This window comes from Catenulispora sp. MAP12-49 (assembly GCF_041262705.1).
Lineage (GTDB): Bacteria > Actinomycetota > Actinomycetes > Streptomycetales > Catenulisporaceae > Catenulispora.
Window position 1 is genome coordinate 78,360 of record NZ_JBGCCP010000004.1, and the last position, 23,742, is coordinate 102,101.

The 23,742-nt window shown below is 70.8% G+C and carries 20 protein-coding genes; 18 read left to right on the forward strand and 2 right to left on the reverse strand.

The window, feature by feature from the left end:
* Position 1 precedes the first annotated feature (1 nt).
* Together ABIA35_RS10385 and ABIA35_RS10390 are read right to left on the reverse strand one after the other, a co-directional pair.
* Complete coding sequence (locus ABIA35_RS10385; protein ID WP_370334130.1) at positions 2-901, reverse strand: carbohydrate ABC transporter permease; 900 nt, start codon at positions 899-901, stop codon at positions 2-4.
* On the reverse strand, positions 898-2,226 hold the full coding sequence (locus ABIA35_RS10390) for an ABC transporter substrate-binding protein (protein WP_370357674.1): 1,329 nt from the start codon (positions 2,224-2,226) through the stop codon (positions 898-900). The genes ABIA35_RS10385 and ABIA35_RS10390 overlap by 4 nt, the downstream gene beginning before the upstream one ends.
* A gap of 194 nt (positions 2,227-2,420) precedes the next feature.
* On the opposite strand from ABIA35_RS10390, the gene ABIA35_RS10395 reads away from it, so the two are divergent.
* The 18 genes from ABIA35_RS10395 (at position 2,421) to ABIA35_RS10480 (ending at position 23,734) form a co-directional block, all read left to right on the forward strand.
* Complete coding sequence (locus tag ABIA35_RS10395) at positions 2,421-3,467, forward strand: LacI family DNA-binding transcriptional regulator (RefSeq protein ID WP_370334132.1); 1,047 nt, start codon at positions 2,421-2,423, stop codon at positions 3,465-3,467.
* Between the two features lie 221 nt (positions 3,468-3,688).
* Complete coding sequence (locus ABIA35_RS10400; protein ID WP_370357675.1) at positions 3,689-6,469, forward strand: hypothetical protein; 2,781 nt, start codon at positions 3,689-3,691, stop codon at positions 6,467-6,469.
* Between the two features lies 1 nt (position 6,470).
* Positions 6,471-8,021, forward strand: coding sequence for a CocE/NonD family hydrolase (locus ABIA35_RS10405; protein WP_370357676.1), 1,551 nt, complete (start codon positions 6,471-6,473; stop codon positions 8,019-8,021).
* A 22-nt stretch (positions 8,022-8,043) separates the two neighbouring features.
* Positions 8,044-9,747, forward strand: a complete 1,704-nt coding sequence (locus ABIA35_RS10410) for a class I mannose-6-phosphate isomerase (RefSeq protein ID WP_370357677.1) — start codon at positions 8,044-8,046, stop codon at positions 9,745-9,747.
* A gap of 20 nt (positions 9,748-9,767) precedes the next feature.
* Positions 9,768-10,664, forward strand: coding sequence for an ROK family protein (locus ABIA35_RS10415; protein WP_370357678.1), 897 nt, complete (start codon positions 9,768-9,770; stop codon positions 10,662-10,664).
* A 138-nt stretch (positions 10,665-10,802) separates the two neighbouring features.
* The gene (locus tag ABIA35_RS10420) at positions 10,803-11,375 is read left to right on the forward strand and encodes a TetR/AcrR family transcriptional regulator (RefSeq protein WP_370357679.1); all 573 of its coding nucleotides are present in this window, start codon (positions 10,803-10,805) and stop codon (positions 11,373-11,375) included.
* Between the two features lie 54 nt (positions 11,376-11,429).
* Complete coding sequence (locus tag ABIA35_RS10425) at positions 11,430-12,275, forward strand: inositol monophosphatase (RefSeq protein ID WP_370357680.1); 846 nt, start codon at positions 11,430-11,432, stop codon at positions 12,273-12,275.
* Positions 12,276-12,387: 112 nt separating this feature from the next.
* Positions 12,388-13,653, forward strand: coding sequence for a hypothetical protein (locus ABIA35_RS10430; RefSeq protein ID WP_370357681.1), 1,266 nt, complete (start codon positions 12,388-12,390; stop codon positions 13,651-13,653).
* 124 nt (positions 13,654-13,777) lie between these two features.
* Entirely contained in the window at positions 13,778-14,440 is a 663-nt protein-coding gene (locus tag ABIA35_RS10435) for an ABC transporter ATP-binding protein (protein ID WP_370357963.1), read from the forward strand.
* Between the two features lie 96 nt (positions 14,441-14,536).
* Positions 14,537-15,124 (forward strand): TetR/AcrR family transcriptional regulator, encoded by a 588-nt coding sequence (locus ABIA35_RS10440; protein WP_370357682.1) that lies wholly within the window; start codon positions 14,537-14,539, stop codon positions 15,122-15,124.
* A 70-nt stretch (positions 15,125-15,194) separates the two neighbouring features.
* Complete coding sequence (locus ABIA35_RS10445; protein ID WP_370334142.1) at positions 15,195-15,740, forward strand: AAA family ATPase; 546 nt, start codon at positions 15,195-15,197, stop codon at positions 15,738-15,740.
* Between the two features lie 389 nt (positions 15,741-16,129).
* Complete coding sequence (gene ribA / locus ABIA35_RS10450) at positions 16,130-16,723, forward strand: GTP cyclohydrolase II RibA (RefSeq protein WP_370357965.1); 594 nt, start codon at positions 16,130-16,132, stop codon at positions 16,721-16,723.
* A 3-nt stretch (positions 16,724-16,726) separates the two neighbouring features.
* A complete protein-coding gene (locus tag ABIA35_RS10455) occupies positions 16,727-18,457 on the forward strand; it encodes a WD40 repeat domain-containing protein (protein WP_370357683.1) in 1,731 nt (576 codons plus the stop codon).
* Between the two features lie 62 nt (positions 18,458-18,519).
* Positions 18,520-19,458, forward strand: a complete 939-nt coding sequence (locus ABIA35_RS10460; protein WP_370357966.1) for a formylglycine-generating enzyme family protein — start codon at positions 18,520-18,522, stop codon at positions 19,456-19,458.
* Complete coding sequence (locus ABIA35_RS10465; protein ID WP_370357684.1) at positions 19,455-20,516, forward strand: pyridoxal-phosphate dependent enzyme; 1,062 nt, start codon at positions 19,455-19,457, stop codon at positions 20,514-20,516. The genes ABIA35_RS10460 and ABIA35_RS10465 overlap by 4 nt, the downstream gene beginning before the upstream one ends.
* Positions 20,513-21,142, forward strand: coding sequence for a serine O-acetyltransferase EpsC (epsC, locus tag ABIA35_RS10470; RefSeq protein ID WP_370357685.1), 630 nt, complete (start codon positions 20,513-20,515; stop codon positions 21,140-21,142). Before ABIA35_RS10465 ends, epsC begins: the two co-directional genes overlap by 4 nt.
* Positions 21,139-22,512: an acetyl-CoA carboxylase biotin carboxylase subunit family protein gene (locus tag ABIA35_RS10475; protein ID WP_370357686.1), complete on the forward strand. Its 1,374-nt coding sequence runs from the start codon at positions 21,139-21,141 to the stop codon at positions 22,510-22,512. The genes epsC and ABIA35_RS10475 overlap by 4 nt, the downstream gene beginning before the upstream one ends.
* A complete protein-coding gene (locus ABIA35_RS10480) occupies positions 22,478-23,734 on the forward strand; it encodes an NAD(P)H-dependent oxidoreductase (protein ID WP_370357687.1) in 1,257 nt (418 codons plus the stop codon). Before ABIA35_RS10475 ends, ABIA35_RS10480 begins: the two co-directional genes overlap by 35 nt.
* Positions 23,735-23,742 lie beyond the last annotated feature (8 nt).

The following is a 23,742-nucleotide window of genomic DNA, read 5'->3' on the forward strand; positions in this document are numbered from 1 at the left end:
GTCACAGGTCCACCTCTCGGCGTCGGAGCAGCCCGGTCACCGTCAGCGCGATGGCCGCCGACACCACCAGCAGCAGCATCGCCACCGCCGAGGCGTAGCCGAACCGGTCGTCGGTGAAGGCCAGGTTGATGATGTACAGCGCGGTGGACTGCGTGGAGTTCGCGGGGCCTCCGGAGGTCAGGGCCGCGATGATGTCGTACAGCTTCAGCGTCGTGATCAGCGAGATGGTCACGCTGATCGTGGTCCCCGGGGCGACCATCGGCAGGGTGATCCGCCGGAAGCGGGCCCAGCGGCCGGCACCGTCGACGGTGGCGGCCTGGTACAGCTCGACCGGCACCGACTGCAGGGCGGCCAGGTGCACGACCGTGGTGAACCCGGTCAGCACCCAGGCGGCGACCAGCCCGACCGAGAACATCGCCAGATGCGGGCTGCCCAGCCAGGTGACCGGTTTGCCGATGAGCCCGGCGCTGAGCAGCAGGTGGTTCAGGACGCCGTCCTGGGCCAGGATGTAGCGCCAGACGAAGCCGACGATGACGCCGGAGAGCACCTGCGGCAGGAAGGCGACGGTGCGCATCACCCGGTAGCTCAGCGAGGTCTTGTTCAGCAGCAGCGCGAACCCGATGCCGGCGGCGTTGGCCACGGCGGTCACCGCCAGGGCGGTGAGCAGGGTGAAGGTGAGGCTGGACTTCAGGGCGTCGTCGTGCAGCATGTCCGTGTAGTTGGACACCCCGACGAACCGCGCGTGCGCCAGCAGCGGGTTCTCGTCGGTCAGGCTCTTCCAGGCGCTCATGATCACCGGTGTGACGATGAACAGCGCGTACAGGGCGAGGGCCAGCACGGCGATCGCGCCCAGGGCGCTCTCGCCGCGCTGACGGCGTGCTCGGCCGGTCACGGAGCTCACTTGGTCGCCGTGTTCCAGGCGGAGTCGAGCTTGGCCATCTGGCCGGCGACGTCGTCGGAGGCGAACAGGGCCTGGCTGGCCGCGTAGTAGGCGTCGTTCAGGCCCGAGGGCATGGCGTCGTCGTTGGACGCCCACCCGATGGAGGACACCTTCGTGTTCTGGTTCGTCACGTAGGCGTAGGAGTCCTTGAACACCTGGGAGACGTTCACGTTGTAGTCGGCCAGGGTCTTGCCCTTGAGCATCGGGAACGCGCCGTCGCCCTCGATCAGGGCCTTGTAGTTGGCCGGGTCCAGCGACCAGGCCTCGGCGAAGGCGGTCGCCTTGTCCGGCGCCGGGGTCTTCGCGCTGATCGCCATCGAGCCGCCGACCGCGAACGGCACGACCAGCGAGCCGTCGTCGGTGGGCGTCATGAACGCGCCGAAGTCGTCGGCGTGGTCCTTCGGGACCGAGCCCAGGAACCAGCTGCCCATCATGTACATCGCGGCCTTGCCGGAGGTGAAGTTCGTGATCGAGTCGGCGTACTTCACCCCGAGCGCGCCGTCCTCGAAGTACCCGTTCTTCGCCATCGTCCGGTACTTGGCGACCGCGGTCTCGACGTTGGCGTCGGTGAACTTGACCTTGCCGGCGTAGCGCTCCTGCAGCCAGTTCGGGTCCTTGCCCAGCACGTCGGCCGACAGGATCCCGGTCAGCGGCATCGAGGCGGAGAACGGGTCGCCGCCGCCGAGCTCGATCGGGGTGATGCCGGCCTTCTTCAGCGCGGCGCAGTCGGCCATGAAGTCCGCCCAGGTCTTCGGCGGCTGGGAGAGCCCGGCCTTGGCGAACAGCGTCTTGTTGTAGAAGACCATCGGAATGATCTGCGAGTTCGTCGGCGGGATGTAGACCTTGCCCTTGTAGGCGTTGCCCATCGGCAGCAGGAAGTTGGCGTCCACCCAGCTCTGGTCGTACGGCTTGAGCAGCCCGGCCTGGACGAACGTCGAGGGCGTGATCGACTGCAGCAGGTCCGGGAACTGCCCGGAGGCCTGGAGCTGCTTGGCGTAGGCGTCCCGGTCGGTGCTCGGCGCGACCAGCTTCTTGATGGTCAGGCCCGGGACGGCTTTCTCGCCGTCTGCGATCGAGGTGTTCCAGAACGACGTGGTCAGGCTGGGGGTCTCGAACGTCAGGTAGGACAGCGTGGTCGAGCCGCCGCCCTTCGAGCCGCCCGAGCCGCCCGAGCCGCCCGAGCCGCCGGAGGAGGTCGCCGCCGAACACCCGGCGAGAAGGAGTCCCGCGGCCAGGCCCGCCGCGAGCAGCCGGGTCGATCTTGCCGGGGGAAGCTGGTGCCGCATGAGAGTCTCCAGGGGATGCCGGGGGATGCCAGAGGATGGATAGGCCGATCGAGGCGGCGGGCGTGTCTCGACGCCGGGCCGTCTTCGAGATAACGTTATCCGGGAGGATGGCCTCCGGCGCTGAGGCGTGTCAAGGGTTCGACCGGATATCGGCGCTGTTACATGATGGGCACGCACAGGATGAGGAGTCGCCGATGAGCCCTGCACGGGGCGGGAACGAGGCCGGGGGGCGGGCCAAGCGGCCGACCATGGTCGACGTCGCACGCGAGGCCGGAGTGGCCCTGCGCACGGTGTCGCGCGTGGTCAACGACGACCCGACGGTCGGGCCGGAGTACGTCGCCAAGGTCCAGGCGGCCATCGCCGCGCTGAACTTCCGCCCCGACGAGCGGGCCCGGCAGCTGCGCACCGGCGTCACCGGCACGATCGGCGCCGCGGTCCGCCGGATCGCCGAGGTCAACCCGGCCCTGGCGGCCATCGAGCAGACGGCGCGCGCCTCGCGCCTGACCCTGATGGCCTCCTCCACGGACTTCGACGCCTCCCGCGAGCGCGACATCCTGGTCTCCATGTGCCGCCAGCGCCTGGACGGCATCATCGTCGAGCCGTTCGCCGAGAACCACGCCTACCTGCAGCCCGAGATCGAGGCCGGGATGCCGATGGTGGCCATGGACCGGCCGATGAGCGGCGTGGCGGTGGACTGCGTCATGTCCGACAACGCCTCGGGCATCGGCATGGCCTTCCACCACCTGCACCGGCACGGGCACCGCCGCATCGCCTACATCGGCGACAGCGAGCAGGTCTTCTCCGGCCGCGAGCGCGCCGCGGCCTTCCGCGCCTCGCTGGTGGCGCACGGCCAGCCGGTGGCCGATCTGGTGCACCCCGGCGAGATCGCCGCCGACCGGGTCGCCGCGGCCCTGGACGCCGCCCTGGGCGGCCCGGATCCGGCGACCGCGCTGGTCACCGGCAACATGGACAGCACCATCGCGGTCCTGCGGCGGCTCGGTCCGCAGGCCGCCTCGCGGCTGGCGATCGTCGGGTTCGACGAGGTCCCGCTGTCCGACCTGCTGCAGCCGGCGCTCACCGTCATCGCGCAGGACACCGCCGACATCGGGCGCACCGCCGTGGAACTGCTGCGGGCCCGCATCGCCGATCCCTCGCGGCCGGTGCAGAACGTCGTGGTCCCGGTCTCGCTGACGGTGCGCGGCTCCGGTGAGGTTCCGGGCCCGGCTGTTTCGGCGTCGTAACCGCCCTTTGACAGCCCTCTTGACAGACCCCCGCGGTCGCTCCACTCTTTCGAGATAACGTTATACGGCGGCGCCCCGCAGACGCAGTCCCGCCGTGTCTTCCGCGCGGGCCGGAATCACGGCCCGGCGTCTCCCGTGAAGCGAGTGGTCGATTCATGAAACTCAGCCCGCGGTCCAGAAGGACCGTCGCCGCGGGGGCTGTCGCAGCCCTCGCGGGTACCATGCTCACCACCGTCTCGACCGGTCCGGCCCGGGCGGACGGCGTCACCGCCAACCAGGCCTGGCGCATCGCCCAGCAGTACACCGGCGTCTGGACGAGTCCTCCCACGAACCTGACCGGCGGCGAGACCGTCGACGCGCCGCTGCTGGGCAACGGCGACATCGGCGTGGCGATCGGCGGGTCGATCGCGGATCAGACGATGTACATCGGCAAGAACGACTTCTTCTCCGGCTCCAGCCACGCGATCAAGCCGCTGGGGCGGATCGTGGTCACCGCGGCCGGGTTGAGCGGCTCGTCCTACAACGTGGTGCAGGACATCGCGCACGCCGAGGTGCGCGGCACCTACACCCTGGGCGGCCAGACCCTGACCACCACGAGCTGGGTCGACGCGAACTCCGGTACCTACGTCACCTCCTTCGCGCTCAGCGGCGGCAGTGCGCAGAGCATCGGCATCAGTGTGCAGAACGGATCCGGCGGCACGCCGACCGTGAGCACCAGCGGCAACGACCTGGACGCCGACGTGGCCGCCGACACCGGGACCGGCAGCGACCCGCACGCCCGGATCGCCGCGCGCACGATCGGCCAGACCCAGTCGGTCTCCGGCAACACCATCACCCTGACCATGCAGCCGGGAACCACTTCCACGCTGGTCGCGGGCATCGTCTCCAGCATCGACAGCAGCTCCTGGCAGAACAGCGCCGACGCGTTGGTCAGCACCCTGACGCAGTCCGACGTCGACACCCACAAGGCCGCGCACCGCAGCTGGTGGCAGGGTTACTGGTCGCAGTCCTACGTCGAGATCCCCGACAAGGCCGTGGAGAAGAGCTGGTACGGCTCGCTGTACCTGCTGGCCTGCGTCTCCCGCTCCGGGAAATACGCCCCCGGGCTGTGGGGCAACTGGATCACCGGCGCGATGAACTGGAACGGCGACTACCACACCAACTACAACTACGAGGCGCCGTTCTACGCCGCCTTGTCCACCAACCACATCGCGCAGATGGACGCCTACGACCAGCCGGTCCTGGACTGGCAGTCCGCCGGCCAGGCCCTGGCCTCGCAGAACGGCTACACCGGGGTCCTCTACCCGGTCGGCCTGTCGCCGAAGGGCACGAGCGCCGACACGAACCTGCACAACCAGAAGTCCGACGCCGCCAACCTCGCCAGCGACATGGTGATGCGCTTCGAGTACACCGGCGACACGTCCTACGCCACCAAGGTCTACCCCTGGCTCAAGCAGGTCGGGCTGTTCTGGCAGAACTACCTGACGTGGGACGCCGCAAACAACCGGTACGTCATCACCAACGACGCGCCACACGAGGACCAGTCCTACCCGCAGACCAACAGCGGCCTGTCGCTCGGCCTGGTCCACCTGCTCTTCCAGGGCCTGGTCGACATGAGCACCGCGCTGAACCAGGATGCTTCCACCCGCGCCACGTGGCAGACCATCGAGTCCCACCTCAGCGCCCTGCCGACGATGGCGTTGAACGGCCAGACCATCCTGCGCGAGACCGAGGTCGGCAGCGACTTCGTCAACGACGGCAACGACATCGACGCCCAGGCGATCTACCCCGGCAGCCTCGTCGGCCTGGACAGCGACCCGACCTCGCAGCAGACCGCCCGCAACACCATCGGCGCGCTCACCAACGCCTGGGGCGGCGGCAACGCCCCGGCCACGTTCTACGCCGCGGCGGCTCGGGTCGGCTACGCCCCGAGCACGATCCTGGGCAACCTCGATGACGAGGCGACCACCCAGAGCTATCCGAACATGGCGATCCACCACAACGGCGGCGGGATCGAGAACATCAACGTCACCACCTCCGGACTGGACGAGATGCTGCTGCAGTCGTTCCAGGACGACATCAAGGTCTTCGCCGACTGGCCGGCGGCCACCAGCGCGAAGTTCGGCGACCTGCTCGCCTACGGCGACTTCCTGATCTCCGCCGGCAAGTCCGGCAACGCCGTCCAGTACATCCGGGCCGTGAGCCAGAACGGCGGCCCGCTGACCGTCAGCAACCCCTGGTCGGGCGGCGTCGAGGTGTACCGCGACGGCACTGACACCGGCGCGGTGTCCGGGGCGAAGCTCACCATCGCCACCTCCGCCGGCGACACGATCGACCTCGCCCCGGCCGGCACATCGCTGGCGACCATCCAGGCCGAGCTGACGCAGCCGTTGCAGACCGGCTCCAGCAGCTCGTTCTCCTCCGGCTTCGAATCGACCGACCCGGCTTTGACCTGGAGCGACACCGTCGACTCCAGCGGCGGCGGCAGCACCGGCGTCACCGGGATCTGCTGCGGCGTGTCCGGCCCGGAGGCCGGGATCCGTACCGGCGAGACGTCGCACACCGGAAGCGGTGCGCTGATGTACTCCGGGTCGGCGCAAGGCGGCAGCAACGACTACGCGTATCTGAAGTTCTACGACCTCGGCTCGGCTCCACTGGCCATCGGGACCGGCAAGACCCTGAGTTACTGGATCTACCCCCAAAGCAACGCCACCAGCAGCTGGGTGCCTGCCGGCTCGACCAACAGCAGCTGCGTCGCCGTCGACCTGGTCTTCACCGACGGCACCACGCTGCGCGACTCCGGCGCCGTGGACCAGAACGGCGACCGCGCTCACCCCGCCTACCAATGCGGTCACCTGACGCTCGACACGTGGAACCACGTCACCGTCAACCTGGCGGCGAACAACTCGAACAAACAGGTCAGCCGCATCCTGGTCGGCTACGACCATCCCGGCTCCACCGGCGGCTATCGCGGCTACATCGACGATCTGACCATCGGCTGACATGCGGATCGAATCAGGGCTCGAGGTGCCGATGCGTGACGGCACGGTCTTGCGCGCCGACGCCTACCGCCCGGTGGGCGCCGGGCCGTGGCCGGTCCTGCTCGCTCGGACGCCGTACGGCAAGCAGAACGAAGGGGTTCTGGAGCGCCTCGACCCATGGGGCGCTGCCCGACGCGGCTACTTGGTCGTCATCCAGGACTGCCGTGGCCGCTTCGCCTCCGACGGGGTGTGGGAGCCGTTGCTCCACGAAGGCGCCGACGGCTACGACACGATCGCGTGGGCCGCGAGCCTGCCGGATTCCACCGGCCGGGTCGGGATGTATGGGCCCAGCTACCTCGGCCACACGCAGCGGGCTGCGATGGCCACGTCGCCGCCCGGGTTGGCCGCCGCCGTCCCGGCGTTCACATGGTCGGACGTGGACGACGGGCTCCTGCGGCGCGGCGGCGCGTACGAGCTGGGGTTGGTGACGCGGTGGACGTTGAACCTCGGCTTCGATGTTCTGGCACGCCGGTACGCCGAAGACCAAGGAGAGTCGGAATCCGAGCTCGCGGTGCTGACCAGTGCGCTGGACGAGTTCGCGGCACGGACGGTGTGGGAGCTTCCTGCTGATGACATGCCCACTCTTCGGCGGCTCGGCCTGTCCATACCGAAGCCGTGCGCCGCAGCGCTTCAACGTACTGATGTGCCGACCCTGGCCGTCGGCGGCTGGTTCGACTGCTTCCTGCAAGGCACGCTCGACATGGAATCGTCGGCGCTGATCGTCGGCCCCTGGACGCACGACAACCAGACTCGGCATGTCGGCGAGGTCGATTTCGGACCCGCCGCCGACGCTGCGCCGTGGCCGGCCCGACGAGAACTCGACTTCCTCGACACGTTCCTCAAACCGGACCATAGCGAGCACGGCGATGGCTTTACTGCGCTGGTGTTCGTCATGGGAGTCGATGAGTGGCGCAGTTTTCCCTCCTGGCCGCCACAGAGTGCTGACACTGCCTGGTATCTGCATCCTGATTCCTGCTTAGCGCCATGCCCGGCACCGGAATCAGCGCCGGACACCTTCGACCACGACGCCGACGACCCCGTTCCCACCCTCGGAGGCGCACTCCTCATCGGGCCTGACTTCCCAGCCGGTCCCCATGACCAGGCGCGGATCGAGAAGCGTGACGACGTGCTCGTCTACACCAGCGAGACTCTCTACTCCCCGCTGGAGGTCATCGGCCGGGTCCGCGTCCACCTGTTCGCCGAGTCCACAGCGGCCGGCGCCGACTGGGTCGCAAGGCTCTGCGACGTCGATCCCGACGGCGTGTCCCGCAACGTCACCGACGGCGTCCTGCGGACCGCTCAGAGCGCCGACCAGCCGGAAGAGCACGTGATCGACCTGTGGTCCACGGCCCACGTGTTCCGGCCCGGCCACCGCATCCGGGTCCAGATCGCCTCCAGCTGTTTCCCCCGCTGGGATCGCCATCCCGCATCGTCTCGGGCCCGGCACACCGTGCACCACGACCCCGCGAAGCCTTCGCGGATCGTCCTTCCGATCGTCCTTCCCGTTGCATGAGCGCAGAAAGGCCAGCACCACCATGTCCTCAGCCAGAGGCTACGAAGCCGAGCCCTGTCATGTCATCACCGGGCGCGTCGAGGCCGGCTACCGGTCGGCCGTCGCCGGGCTCACGCCGGGAACCGTCCTGGCCGTCGACGGTCCGGCCGCCGTCGACTGGGAAGCCGTCGCGGCCGGGATCGGCCGGGCGCTGGCTGCCCGGCGGATCCCGGTCAAGCAGGTCGACATGCGTGAGCATCTGGCCGCGTGGCCCGAGATCCTCCGGCGCACCGCGTCCGCCGTACTGCACGACGACCCGGACTTCGCCCCGCTGTCCCAGGCCGGGCTGGTCGACTTCTTCGCCGCCGTCCCGGAGCCGGACTCCGCCGACGAGGCGGTGACCGTCGTGCTCGGGCCGGGAGCGGCGCTGGCCGCGCACGACGTGCTCTGGTACGCGGAACTGCCGAAACGCCATGCCGAGGCCGCGATCACCGGCGGGAGCGGCCGCAACCTGGGCCAGCCGGCGGGAACCGGGTCGGGGACGACGCGCCGCCTGTTCTACATCGACTGGCCGGTCTTGGACCGGCACCGTGACTCCGTCATCGGCGACGTCGACCTGTGGCTGGACACCCAGGACACCGAATCGCCGGCCTGGCTGGACGGCTCGGTCCTGCACACGGTCCTGGCCGAGCTGGCGGCGCGGCCGTTCCGGACCCGGCCGACCTTCAACACGACGTCCTGGGGCGGGCACTGGGGCCAGGAGCAGCTCGGCTTAAACCGCGACGCGCCGAACACCGCCCTGGGCTACGAGCTCATCGCGCCGGAGAGCGGGATCCTGGTCGGCGGTCCGGACGGTGCGCGGGTCGAGATCCCGTTGCAGGCACTCGTGGCCCGGCACCCCGAGCAGGTCCTCGGCACCGCCGGGCACGCGACGTTCGGCACCTCGTTCCCGATCCGGTTCGACTACCTGGACACGGTCGGCGGCGGCAACCTGTCCGTCCACTGCCACCCGCAGCCGGACTACATGAGCCGGGTGTTCGGCTGGCCCTACACCCAGCACGAGACCTACTACATGATGCTCGGCGGGCCCGACCGCAAGGTCTTCCTGGGCCTGCGCCAGGATGCCGACGTCGAGGCCTTCCAGCGTGACGCCGACCGCGCGGTGCACGACGGGGAGCCGTTCGACGTCGAGCGCTACGTCCAGACCTTCCCGGCCGAGCAGCACCAGCTGTTCCTGATCCCGGCGGGCACGCCGCACGGCAGCGGCGAGGGCAACGTGGTGCTGGAGATCAGCGCGACGCCGTACCTCTACAGCCTCCGGTTCTACGACTGGCTCCGGAAGGACGCCGCGGGTAACCCGCGGCCGGTCCATGTCGGGCACGCCTTCGAGAACCTCAACCGCCGACGGACCGGCGAGGCCGTCGCCCGCGATCTGGTCCAGCAGCCCCGGACTTCGCGCGCGGGGCAGGGGTGGAGCGAGGACGTCATCGGCCGGTTGCCGGAGATGTTCTTCGAGGTACGGCGGATCGAGGTGGGTTCCGGTGCGGTCGTCGAGGACTCGGCGAGCCCGGGATTCCACGTGCTCAACGTCGTCGAGGGCGAGGGGATCGCGGTGGAGACCGCCGGCGGACACCGGTACGAGCTCGCCTACGCCGAGACCCTGACCGTTCCCGCAGCGGCCGGTGACTACCGGGTGAGCGCGTTGGGCTCCGGTGCGGTCAGGTATGTCAAAGCCCTTGTTCCGTGAGCGGCGGCTACCCGACCGGTATGGCGGTCATGGACGTCGGCGGTACGCATGTCACAGCTGCGAAGGTCGACCTGGGGTCGCGTTCGGTCGTCGCCGGGCAGTCGTTCCGCGAGCCGCTGAACGCTGGCGGCAGTGCGGAGGAGATCCTCTCGGCGCTCATCCGCTGCGCCTCACGCTTGGCCACGGCGCCCGGAACGCACTGGGCCATCGCCGTACCCGGGCCGTTCGACTACGAAAGCGGCACAGCCCGGCATTCGGCGGTCGGCAAGTTCGACGCTCTGTACGGGGTCGATGTCCGTGCCGCGTTGTCGCCGCGGCTGCCGGGTTCCGCAGGCGTCACTTTCCACAATGACGCGCAGGCTTTTCTCGCCGGGGAATGGTGGGCCGGTGCGGCTCAGGGTCACGACCGCGCGGTCGGGGTCACGTTGGGGACCGGTGTCGGCTCGAGTTTCCTGATCGGCGGCCGAACTCTGTCCGACGGACCAGGGGTGCCGCCGGAGGGCCGGGTCGATCTGTTGCGCTACGCGGGCCTGCCGCTGGAGGAGACCGTTTCGCGGCGGGCGATCCTGCGGGCCTACGAACATGCGGCCGACGGGGATCCCGGCATCGACGTGCGGCAGATCGCCGAGCGTGCCCGCGGCGGCGACCGGGTCGCGGCAGAGGTCTTCAGCCATACGTTCCGCGCCCTGGGCATGGTCCTCGGACCGTGGATCGCCGCTTTCGAACCGACGATCCTCGTGGTCGGCGGTTCGATCGCAGCCTCCTGGGATCTGGTCTCCGGGCCGCTTCAAGAGGGTCTCGCCGAGACTGGATCTTGGGCGGCTTCGGCGGGCAAGCTGGAGCGCGCGCAGCACTTGGCCGACGCGCCTCTTCTCGGTGCCGCACACCTGGCGGCGGAAAGCAGGACGGCATCATGACCATCACGGTCGTCGAGGCGGCCGCGTGGCTGACCGACCTGGAAGTGGAGACCGTGCGGACCGATGCGGTCCAGGCGTTCCTGAAACACTTGGCCGGGTGCGCCGCAACCGCAGCCGCAACCGCAGGCGCGCTGAGCGGTGGCCGAGCGCACCGACCCCCGCGTCGCCCGCACGACCGAGGCCCTGACCGGCGCGATCGTCGAGCTCGCCGGGCAGCGTCCGGTCTCCCGCATCACCGTCGCCGAGCTGGCCGAGCACGCCGGGATCACGCGGGCGACCTTCTACAACCGCTACGCCGGCCCGCTGGATCTGCTCGTCCAGGTACTCGCCGCGGACCTGGAACGAGGCCACCGCCGCGAGGAGGAACTCCGGAACCGGGGCGGACACGCCGGCGCGCAGCTCCTGCGTCTGGCCACCGCCGAGGTCGTCGACCACGTCGAGCGCTTCGAGGCCGTATACCGCCAGGCCATGCGCGACCCAGCGGACCGCGGCGTGTACGAGGCCCTCGTCCGCCACTTCGCCGACTACGCGCTCGCGCACATCACGCGATCGGCGCACCCGGCCACCCCGCGGACGAACCACAAGGTCATCGCCTCGTTCCTGGCGCACGGGTTCGCCGGAGCCATCGAGGCCTGGCTCGCCGACGGCGCCGGGAGCAAGGAAGACCTCATCGACGCCGCGGTGGCGTGCGCTCCGGTGTGGTGGGGGTGAGACCTCATTCGCGATGAATCCGCGCGATCGCACAGCGTCCAGGCTGATCTGGAGTTGGCGCACCGGCTGGCGGACCGCGCCGACGCCATCGCCGCGCGCCATTTCCGGGCCGGCGGCATCGTGGGGCGGGCCAAGGCCGACGGCAGCCCGGTCACCGCGGTCGATCTCGACATCGAGCACACCGTCCGTGCCCTGATCAACGACGCCCGGCCCGGTGACGCGTTCCTCGGCGAGGAGTTCGGCGGCTTCGGGCAGGGCCGCCGCCGCTGGATCGTCGACGCCATCGACGGGACCGCGAGTTTCCTGGCCGGGGAACCGGAGTGGGGCACGCTGATCGGGTTGGCCGACGGTGATGATGTCGGGCTCGGCATGGTCACCGCCCCGGCGTGCGGCCAACGGTGGTGGGCTGTGCGTGAATCCGGGGCCTGGGCCGCCGCTCTGCCGCGTGCGCCGGCCGTACCACCCACGAGGCTCGCCGTCACCGCGGCGACCGAACTGCGCGACGCCACCATCGGCATCTGGCCCCCGCCTGCGCGCCTGACCCCGCGCGACCGGCGCCTGGCCGCCGGCCTGGCCGCCCGGGCCCGGGCCACCGTCCCCGCGGTGGACTGGCATGACACGACCTCATCGGCGGCCGTCCGCAAGCCGTCCACCGGATCCGGGACCTGCCACGGCGCGCTGCTCGTGGCCACCGGCCAGATCGATGCGTTCTTGCTGCTGGGCGCCGGCCCTTGGGACATCGCCGCGCTCATTCCGATCGTCGAGGAAGCCGGCGGCGCGTACAGCGATCTGTCAGGTCATCGGAGCGACGGTGCCCGGAGCGCGCTGTTTTCGGCCTTCGCGCTCCATCAGCGGATTCTGGACGTCATCGCTGTCGGCTCGGGGCGGGGTCCGGGCTGAACGGAACCGGGCCCTGCCGTTCGGGATTCGGCCAGTTCAGGATAATCTTCCGCGGTCATATCCACAGTGCGGCGGTGGGCGCCGTGCTCGACGAGGGTGGGGAAGGCCGTCAGTGGCCAGGAACAAAGACAAGAGTTCGGGCGGGTCCGGGGAGGGGTCGAGCCTGTCCGATGAGGAGTGGGCCGAGTTCGAGCGGTCGTTCACCAAGGACTCGACCAAGAGTGCGGCTTACAAGGAGCCGTCGGCGCGGCAGCGTGAGCTGACCGAGAAGTGGAAGAAGGATCAGCCGAAGGACACCGGTTGGCGCACTGATGGGGCGCGGGCAGACCTGAGTCCGAAGCCCGGTGGTGGCTCGGGCGGGTCCGGCGGTTCCGGCGCGTCCGGGGCCTCGACCGGCAGGCGCCGCCGGCCCTGGATCCGGAACCTGGCCTGGGCGCTGGTCGCGCTGGTGGTCACGGTCGTGGCCATCGGTGGGCCGAAGATGTTCTCCTCGTCGAAGAGCTCTGATGCCGCCACGTCGAGTACTCCGGGCAGCACCTCTCCCATCGGCAGCACGCCTCCGGCCGGGACCTCAAGCTCCAGCGGGTCCGCGCCGGCCAGCCCGACGTACACGAACCCCGACGACCGGTACTTCGACGGCTCCAAGTCGATGGACTGGCAGAACGGCGAGGCGGGCATCGTGGTGCCGGCCGCGGCCCGGATCGGCGACTATTCCGCGAAGGCGGTCGGCGACGCGTACGGCGCGTTGCGTCAGATGCTGATCACCGCGGACCTGGACCCGGCGGTGCTCGGCGGTGCCGAGCCGACCGCGGAGTTCAAGGTGCTGGATCCCAGCGAGGGCATCCAGAAGGACTACGAGAAGCGGATCGCCAAGCCGGGGCGCGACGGTGCCACCAACGACCCGAAGGCGTTCGCCACCCGCTTCAACCCGAAGACCACCGCGGTGCTGGGCAAGACGGTCAAGGTGCACGGCTCGATGTCCGCCGCCCTGGACAAGGACGGGAACCTGATCGTCACCGGCGACTACTCCTTCGTCTACGCGCTCGCCCCGGCCGGCAGCCAAGGGCAAGAGGTGGACCGCAGCCTGGTGCGTCGCGTGTGGAACCTGGAGGTCCAGCCGACGACCGCCGCGCGCGCCAGCGGCTACTGGCTCTCCGGATGGTGGTACGACATCGCCAACGACCGGTGCAACGTCGCCGACGGGTTCATCAACCCGTCGTTCGGCACGGACGGCGGAGTGAACACCGGCAAGACCGTCGACCCGTACGCGACCACGCCGCCGCCGTCGGCGCCGGACAGTGAGCCGTCGTCGTCGGCATCGGCATCGGCATCGTCATCCTCGTCGACCAACGAATGCGACGCGGTGAAGCCGGTCTGAGCGAGCAGTTCCGAGACAACAGGAAAACGCCGCGGCCCATCATCCCGACACCCCTGTCGGGATGATGGGCTAGGCTGGCCGCGTTCCCGACACACCTGTCGGGAACGCCGTCCAGCGCCGGGAGCTGCCCACCCATGTATCTAGCCCTCTGGTCCTGGGTCGCGGCCAGACGGCGGTCACGGTGTTGGACGACGTCGATTTGACGGTCGCGCCCGGCGAAGCGGTCGCGATCGTCGGACCGAGTGGCTCGGGCAAGTCCAGCCTGCTGGCCGTTTCGGGCGGCTTGCGGCTGCCGACGCGGGGCTCGGTCGCGATCGGCGGTCGGGACACGGCTGAGCTGTCCGGCGCCGGCCTTACCCGGCTGCGGCGTGAGCGGGTCGGCTATGTCTTCCAGCAGGCGAATCTGTTCGCCGCGTTGACGGTTCGCGAGCAGCTGTTGCTGCGTGGCCACATCGGCAGCCGGATCACCGCCGACGATCGAGCCCGGGCCGACGAGCTGCTGGCGGCGGTCGGTCTGGAGCACCGGGCCGGGCACCGGCCGCACGAGCTCTCCGGCGGGGAGCGGCAGCGGGCGGGGCTGGCCCGGGCGCTGCTGGCAAGGCCGGAGGTGCTGTTGGTCGACGAGCCGACGTCGGCGCTGGACCGGGCCGGGTCGGCGCGGATCGCGGAGCTGATCGCGGACCAGACGCGGCGTACGGGGTGTGCGACGCTGATCGTGACGCACGATCACGACATACTGGGGTACGCCGATCGTGTTCACGAGCTGCGCGACGGCCGGTTGGCCTGACCGGTTCGGCCGCCGAAGCCCGAAGCCCGAAGCCCGAAGCCCGAAGCACAAGGCCCGAAGCCCGACCGCCGCAGCCCACCGCCCGGAGACCGCCACATGCCCAAGATCGCCGCCGCGACCCTCGCCGAGCACCAGGAGGCCCAGCGCCGGGCGCTGGTCGGCGCGGCGATGGACACGCTGCTGGCCGACGGTGCCGCGGCGATCACCCCGGCCGCCGTGGGCCGCCGGGCGGGGCTGGCGCGCTCCAGCGTCTACCAGTACTTCCCGTCCACGGCGGCCCTGCTCGCGGCGGTGATCGAGGAGGCGTTCCCGGCGTGGGACGCCGCCCTCGAGGCCGCCCTGGCCGGGGTCGAGGTGCCGGCCGCGCGTCTGGCCGCCTACATCGACACCACCCTGCTGCTCACCGCGCAGGGGCGGCACCGTGCGGCCGGCGCGCTGCTGAACGCCGACCTCCCGCCCGAGGCCCGCCGGCGGCTGGCCGAGCTGCATCGCCGCACCACCGAACCGCTCGTCGCGGCGGTCCGCGATCTGGGCGTTCCCGAGCCCGAGCTCACCGCGCGCCTGCTCGGCGGGCTGCTCTCGGCCGCGATGGCCGCCGTCGAGTCCGGTGCGGATCCCCAGCAAACCGGGGCGCGGGTCAAGGCCCTGATCAGCGGCGAGTTGGCGGCGGGCGGGACGTTCTGAGGCGGGGCGTCAACGGGCCGGGCCGGAAAGCCGCTGGCGGACCGGGGGCGAGGATGCGAGGGTTCCCGCCATGGCGATCTTCCTGGTGACCGGCATCCAAGCGGCGGGCAAGTCAACCGTCGCGCAGGCGCTCGCCGAGCGGCTGGAGAAGTCCGTGCACGTGCGCGGCGACCTGTTCCGGCGGATGGTCGTCAACGGCCGGGTGGAGATGGGACCGGCCGATCCGCCGGCTGAGGCGCTTCGCCAGCTTCGCCTTCGCTACGCGCTCGCGGCCCAGGTCGCCGACGGATACGCCGACGCCGGTTTCACCGTGGTGCTGCAGGACGTCGTGCTCGGCGCGCACCTCGCCGACATGGTCGCGGCGATCCGTACCCGGCCGCTCCACGTCGTGGTCCTCGTGCCCGGGGCCGAGGTGGTGCGGCGGCGCGACCGGGCCCGCCGGGCGGCGCGGGGGAAGGTCGCCTACAAGCCCGGTGACGAGGGCGTGGACGATCTGGACGGGTACCTCCGTCGGGAGACGCCGCGCATCGGCCTGTGGCTGGACACCTCGGACCAGACGGTCGAGCAGAGCGTCGAGGAGATCCTTGCCCGGGCCCCGGGGGAAGCCGCGGTTTGAGGCGTCTCTAACGCCCCGCACCCGAGTGTGTGCGGACAGTATAGCGCGAATAAGTGCCCTGATCCATGTCTGATTCCGGACAATACCCCCTGACCTGCACCTGGTGGCAGGAACCCGTCACATCGGCGCGAATATAAGAATCCTGAGATAGGCTGTTCACTGCACCGGTTTGACGTGCGGCGCAGATCCTCACAGCGGAGGACCCCGCGCCCGACGGGCGAACATGGGGGATGAGGATGGTTGACGACTTCTTCCCGACCGACGACGCTCCGGTCCGGCACCTCGCCGCCGGAGTCCCGATCGGACCGAACAAACAGACCGGACCGACCGCACCGATCGCATCGGCCAGACCGATCGCACCGACCGGACCACCGCGGGTGCGCGCCAGGGTGAACGTCCCCCTGGAGGTCTCCCCGGGCGTGATCGCCGCCGGCGAGGTCATCACGTTCGACGGCCTCAGCGACGGCGGCGAGCACCTGATGGTCGTCTTCGGCGACGCTCTGTCCCAGCGAAGGCCCCTGGTCCGGCTCCATTCGGAGTGCCTGACCGGGGACGTGCTGGGGTCGCGGCGCTGCGACTGCGGGCCGCAGCTGCGCGAGGCGATGCTGCTCATGCAGGACAAGGGAGGCCTGCTGCTGTACCTGCGCCAGGAAGGGCGCGGGATCGGCCTGTACAACAAGATCGACGCCTACGTCCTCCAGGACACCGGCATGGACACCTTCGAGGCCAACCGCGCCCTGAACTTCGGCGACGACCAGCGCACCTATGCCGTGGCGGCGCAGATGCTCATCGCCCTGGAGCTGCGGGAGGTGGACGTGCTGTCGAACAATCCCGAGAAGGTCAGGCAGCTGCGGGCCGCCGGGGTGCGCGTCCACCGGCAGCGCCTCACCGAGGTCCACATCACCGAGGCCAACCGCCGCTATCTCACCGCCAAGGTCGAGTACGCCGGACACGCGATCAGCATCGACCGGGCAGGAGGGTGAAACGTGATCAGTCACAAGAGCCCCATCAGCGGCATCGCCGCGTATCAGGACAAGTACGTCGCCACCGCCGGCTATGACAACCAGGTGATCCTGTGGGATCAGGCCACTGAGCGGCCCGTGACCCGCGTCCTGCACGACCACCTGGCCAACCAGTGCGCGTTCAGCCCCGACGGCACCCTGCTGGTGACCTCCTCCAGCGACTACACCGCCCGGCTCTGGTCGGTCCCGGACCTGCGGCTGCGCGCGGTGCTCAACGACCAGACCGACGACGTCGAGATGTCGGCCTTCCACCCGAACCTGGAACTGGTCGCCACCGCCTCGCGGGACCACGGGCTGCGGGTCTACGACTTCGCCGGGAACCTGGTGCACCGGTGCGCCGGCCACACCGCGGACGTCATCTCCGTGGACTGGTCGCGTGACGGCAAGGAGGTCGTCACCTCCAGCGACGACGGGACCGTCAAGCGCTGGTCCTCGGCCACCGGCGAGCTCATCGAGGACATCGACCTCGGCGGCGTGGAGACCGACACCGTCGTGATCGGCCCCGACGGCACCATCTACGCCGGAAACGACGAGGGCCGGATCATCGCGATCAGCGGGCAGCGGCGCACGGTGGTCCCGGGCCACGACGCCGGGATCAAGCGCCTGGTGCTCGACGCCGACCGGAACCTGCTGGTCAGCCTGAGCTACGACCGGAAGCTGATCCTCTGGGACACCGCGGGCGACCAGCCGCGCCGCGTCGGGCAGTCCGACATCCCCGACGACGTCTGGCCCCGCTCCTGCGCGTTCGCCGCCGGATCCACCCTGGTCTTCGGGACGTTCGGGGCGACCTACCGGACCTACGACTACGAGAGGGACGCCTGGAAGGCCGGCGAGGTCCCGCCGACTCCCGGCGTCAACGCGGTCTGCGCCCACGACGGCAGCGTCCTGACCGTCGGCGACGCCGGCATCGTGCTGCGGGACGGCGTCGCGCAGGCGTCGATGGGCAGCCTGTGCAACTTCCTCACCCCGCTCAGCTCGCTGGTCGTCACCGGCGGCCAGCTCGGCCGGCTCATGGACGCCGGCACCGGACGGCTGCTGCACCAGCACCGCTCGCCGCTGAACTGCGGCGTCACCTTCTCGGCGGACGGCGTCGAGCACCTGCTTGTCGGCGCCTACACCGGCGAGGGCCTGGTGTTCCGGCTCGACCCGGACGGCGAGCTGCGGCACGTCGTGGACCTGCCGCTGCACGCGAACGCGGTCAAGGGCGTGGCCGTCTCCGGCGACCTGCTCTTCTCGGTGTGCGCCGACACCTCAGTGGCCTGGCACGACACCCGGACCCTGGAGCCGGTGCACCGGATCGAGGAGGCGCACGACCGGATCGCCAACGGCTGCGTCGGCCTGGGCCGCGGCCGGTTCGCCAGTGTCGGCCGCGACCTGCGGCTGCGCATCTGGGAGCCGGACTTCACCGCGGCCGTCGTGGCCACGGCGCACCCGAACTCGATCAAGTGCGTCACCGCCGACGACACCGGCCGCCTGGTGGCCACCGGTTCCTACCACGGACACGTCAAGGTGTACGACCGCCGGAGCGGGACCTGGACCGTCCAGGAGCGGCCGACGACCTCCGGCATCTCCTCCCTGGCCCACGACCCCGTCCGGCGGCTGTTCCTGGCCGGCTCCTACGACGGCGCGGTCTACGAGATCGCTGAGATCGCCGGGACCTCCGGGACCGCCGAGATCGCCGGGGAGGCGACGTGACGACCACTTCCCCACCGGCCCTGACGGTGAAGGACCCGAACAAGCTGGACGACCGCGCGGCCATGGGCCTTCCCGCCTCGCTCGTGGAGCGGCTGCCCCATGACCTCTTCTCCCAGCACCTGGACTTGTTCCAGCTCCCGGCCGAGCACCTCGCGATCGTGTGCGCGAGCCGGACGCAGGAGTTCGACCGGCGCTGCGCCGCCGGCTCGATCCTGGCCCTCGTCGGCGATCCGCGGATCCGCCCCGACGATCCCGAGCTGGTCGCCGTCCCGGCCGCCCGCGTGCCGATCGGCCTGCCGCCGGACGAGGTGCGAACGGTCGTGGACCGGTGGTCCGGCGTCGGGGTCGTGGACGCCTGGATCCAGAAGGAGTGCCCACGCCACGAGGTCCAGGTCGACGCCTTCCGGATCATGCGCTACCCGGTGACGAACCTGGAGTACCGGGCCTTCCTGCAGGACACCGGCCTGGACGTCCTGCCCACCTCGTGGGAACTCGGCTGCTACCCCGCACACCGTGCGAACCACCCGGTCTGGACGGTGCGGCCCGAGGACGCCGACGCCTACGCCGCGTGGCTCGCCGCGCGCACCGGCCGCCGCTTCCGGCTGCCCACCGAACCCGAGTGGGAGTATGCGGCGAGCGGCGGCGAGCCAGAGCACGAGTACCCGTGGGGCGCGCAGTTCCGGCCGGACTGTGCGAACACCGTCGAATCCGGTCCGCTGACGACCACTCCGGTCGGGATCTATCCGGCCGGCCGCAGCCCGTTCGGCGCGGACGACATGGCCGGCAACGTCGAAGAGTTCGTCGCCGACGACTACCGGCCCTACCCCGGCGGCGTGTCCGTCGCCGACGACCTGCTGGCCACGGCCGACGCCTACCGGGTGGCCCGCGGCGGCAGCTTCACCCGCTTCGGGGACCTGGCCCGCTGTACAAGACGCCACGGCTGGTTCGACCGGCGCATCTACGCCATCGGATTCCGCCTGGCCGAGGAGGTGGACTCGTGACCGCACAGACCGGCCCGGGGCTCGTCGACGAGTCCGCCCCGGCAGGGGACCAGCTCCAGCAACCGTTCTCCGCGGCCGACCCGGCCGCCGTCCTGGACTTCACCGAGGTCCACCGCCGCTACCCGGTGCTCGCGGACTTCCGGGCCCGGCTCGGCGCCACCCCGCTGAAGGAGGTGCCCTCCGTCGAGGGCGGCGCGCGGATCCTGGCCAAATGCGAGTGGGAGAACCCGATCGGCTCGATCAAGGACCGGATCGCCTACGCCCTGATGGCCGACGCGCTGCGGACCCACGGCGACGGCGACCCGCGGGACCTGCGCCTGGTCGCGTACTCCGGCGGCGACCTGGCCGAGGCCATGTCGTTCCTGGGGATGCGGACCGGGGTGCAGACCAGGTTCGTCCTCGGATCCTTCGTCCCGAAAAGCCTGATCGACACGCTGGAGGGCCGCGGCTCCCTGGTCGACCTCGTCCCCAAGGAACTGGGGTTCCTGCGGGTCATTCGGAGGTCGCAGCGGATAGCCGTCGAGGAGCCCGGCTGGACCCTGGTCTTCCAGCACAGCAACCCGGTCAACGTCGCGATGCACGAGCAGACCACCGGGGCCGAGATCCTCACCCAGCTCGGCGAGCGCAGACCGGATCTGTGGATCGCCTCCATCGGCAGCGGAGGCACCCTGGTCGGCGTGCTGCGGGCGTTGCGCAAGCGGTTCCCGGACGTCCGGGCCGTCGGCGTCACGCCGGAGGAGGCGCCGTACGGCAATCCCGAGGCACCCGGCGGCAAACCGACCTATGAAGGATCCGGCGGCCACGGCTTCGGGATCCGGCAGCCGTTCGTCAAAGCGCACGACGAGTGGATCCACGAGCAGCGCCACGTGCCGACCCGGCGCGCGCTCGATGCCATGGGAGAGTTCTTCGACGCCACCGGGATGCGCATCGGGAGTTCGGCCGCGGCCAATTGGCTGATCGCCAAGGACTACGCGGCGCGGATGCCGCCGTCGGCGGTCGTCGTCACCGTCTTCCCCTGCTCGGGCACGCCCGAGCAGTGGGTGGAGCTCGGCCGGTGAAGGCGCTGCGCAAGGCCGTGATGCAGGCGCGCGAATGCGTGGAGCGCATGCGCGAGGACGTGGCCGTGGTGGTCGAGCGCGACCCCTCGGTGCACACCACCGCCGAGGCGTTGCTGTCCCCGCACCTGGTGGCCCTGTGGACCTACCGCGTCGCGCACGAGGTCCACGGATCCGGGCGGCCGGTACTGGCGCGGGTGATCTCGGTGGTCGGCCGGGGACTGTCCGGCGGGATCGAGATCCATCCCGGCGCGCGGATCGGCCGCCGGCTGTTCATCGACCACGGCTGCGGCACGGTGATCGGGGAGACGTCCGTCATCGGGGACGACGTGACGCTCTACCACCAGGTGACCCTCGGCGCCCTGGGCTGGCGGCGGGACAACCGCCGGCCCCCGGGCGAGCGCCGGCATCCCGCGCTCGGCTCCGATGTCGTGGTCGGTGCCAACTCCGTGATCCTCGGCCCGGTCGACATCGGCGACGGCGTGCGGATCGGAGCGAAGGCGTACGTGGTCGACGACGTCCCGGCCGGCGCGCTGGTCTCCGCGGTCCGCAGCGAGATCGGGCAGCGAGCGGGGCACGTCGCGCGGGCCAACGGCCGGGCGACATCCTCCAGGGAGGGCACCGCATGACCGACACCACCGACAGCACCACCGACAGCACCGCCGCCGCCACCGCCACGCCGACCCTGCTGATCATGACGTCGCTCAAGATGCTGATCCGCCACCTCCGGCTGGTCACCTACGCGCGCGAGCTGGGGGTGGCCCCGGTGATGGTCGCCACCGACGGCGCGGACACCGGGCGTCTGCGAGCCCTGATGAAGGACAGCGGGCACCCGTTGTCCGATCTAGAAGACCTGCGGCTCGTCGCCGACGCCTCCGTGGAGTCGGTCCTGGCCGAGGTGGGTGAACTGGCCGGCCGCCGCTCCGTGCGAGGCGTGATCTCCTGCGGGGAGTACTTCGTCGAACCCGCGGCCGCGACCGCGCACCTGCTCGGCCTGCCCGGCTCCGGCTGGAGCGCCGCGACGATCAGCCGGAACAAGCTCTACCAGCGCCTCCTGTTGCCCGAGTTCGCACCGAGGTGGCGTGCGGTCGCGCCGGCCGCGCGTTCGGACATCGCCGGCGCGGACCTGGACTGGGGCGGTCCGCTGATCGTGAAGCCGACGTCCCGGATGAGCAGTTCCGGCGTGCGGGAGGTCGCCTCGGCGGCCGAACTGGCCGACCTGCCGGCTCTGCTCGCCGGCTATCCGGCCACTGAGACCCTGCTGATCGAGGAGCGCGTCGCCGGCCCGGAGTTCTCGGTGGAGGCGCTCGTCGCCGACGGCGAGGTGCTGTGGTCGGGGATCACGGCCAAGGAGACGAACGAGGGCGGCGGCCGGTTCGTCGAGACCGCTCACACCCTCCCGGCGCCCGGCCTGTCGCCGGAAGACGCTGCGGAGCTCGAACGGGTGAACACCGAAGTGCTGCGGCGACTGGGATTCCACAGCGGCGTAGCCCACGCCGAATTCCGGCTGTCGCCCCGCGGCGTGGTCCTGATGGAGGTGGCCCTGCGGATCCCCGGCGGGGGAATCAGCATCCTGTGGGGCCTGGCGACCGGCAGCTCCCTGGAAGAGCGCATCGTCGACATCGCGCTGGGCCGCCCGGTCGAGTACCCGCGGCCGATCCGGCGGGCCCGGCACGTCTTCGTCGAGCACCCGCCCGGCCGGCTGGTCGACGTCCTCAGCAAGGACGCGCCGGTCAGCTGGACGGTGCGCGACGCGCGCTGGCCGCTGCTGGAGCCCTCGCCGCCCGCTGCGCCCGCGCGCTGCCGAGCCGTCCTGGTCAGCAAGGTGCCCGGAGACGAACTCGCGGCCTTCGTCGACGGCGACGCGCGGGCGGTGTCTGTGATGGCCGACGCGCCGCTGGACGCGGACAGCACGGGCATCACGGGGATCACAGATATCGCGGACATCGCGGGGGAGGCCGACCGTGTCCGAGCTGGGATCGAGGTCGTGGTCGACTGAGCCGGCGGCGAACGTGGCGGTCATCTACCACTCGCGCAAGGGCACGCAGCACGCCCTGGCCCTGGCCGCCGCGGCCGGGGCCAGGGACGCGGGCGCGACCGTGCGCCTGCTGCGGATACCGGCCATCGACGCGGACTCCCAGGTCCTGTTCGACGACGACGGCCGGCGGCCTCCCGCGCCCACCCACGACGACCTGCTCTGGGCCGACGGGATCGTCTGGGGCACCCCGACCCACTACGGGAACGTCTCAGCCTCCTTCAAACGCTTCATCGACTCCACGAGCGACCTGTGGTCCCGGGGGCTGCTCGCCGACTGCGCGGTCACGGGCATGACCAGCTCGACCAGCCCCAACGGCGGCCAGGAGGCCACGTTGTCGGCGCTGTACCGCAGCATGTACCACTGGGGCGCGCTGGTGATGTCGGCCGATCCCGCCGCCCCCGGATGGCAGGCCACCGGAGCCAACCCCTTCGGCCTGTCCGTGTGCGCCAGCTACGGCAAGATCCTCGACGTCGAGGAGAACGCGGCGCACGAGACCGGCCGCCGCGTCGCCCGGCTCGCCGGTCGCGTCCGTGCACTGCGGGACCACCGGATACGCGGACAGACGATGAGAGGTCTGCGACAGGGCCGCACAACCCGGGTCGCCGTCCTGTTCCAAGACGGGGACGCGGCGCTGGCGCAGCTGGCCGAGGCGCTCGCCGCCGGGGTGCGGGACGCGGGCGGTGACGTGCGGATGCGGCGGATCCCCTGTCTGGCCGGCGGCGACGGGCCGGATCACGGTGCCACGGCCACGACCCCGGCCATACCGTTGGCCGATCCCCACGACGTGGCCTGGGCGGACGCCCTGGCCTGGGGCGCGCACCCGGCCGCCGGATCGGCGCCGCCGGAACTCATGCGCTTCCTGCAGGCGACCGAGGCAGCCCTGCCTGCGGAGAGGTATTCGAACAAGGCGGTAACGGCCTTCGGCACGACGCTCGACGTGCACGCCGGCGGCGAATCGATGCTGCTGTCCGTCTACACGGCGATGCACACCTGGTCGGCGCTGATCGTCGCCCCCGGCTACACCGATCCGGTGGTGACCGTCGCCGGCGGCAATCCCTACGGCACGCTCCACGTCGCGCGCGACGGACTCCGGAAGGACGACGTCCTGGCGGCGGCCCGGCACCAGGGCTTCCGGCTGGCGGCGGTGACCCAGCGGATCGGCCCGGCCGGTCCGCCCGACTGAACGGGGGA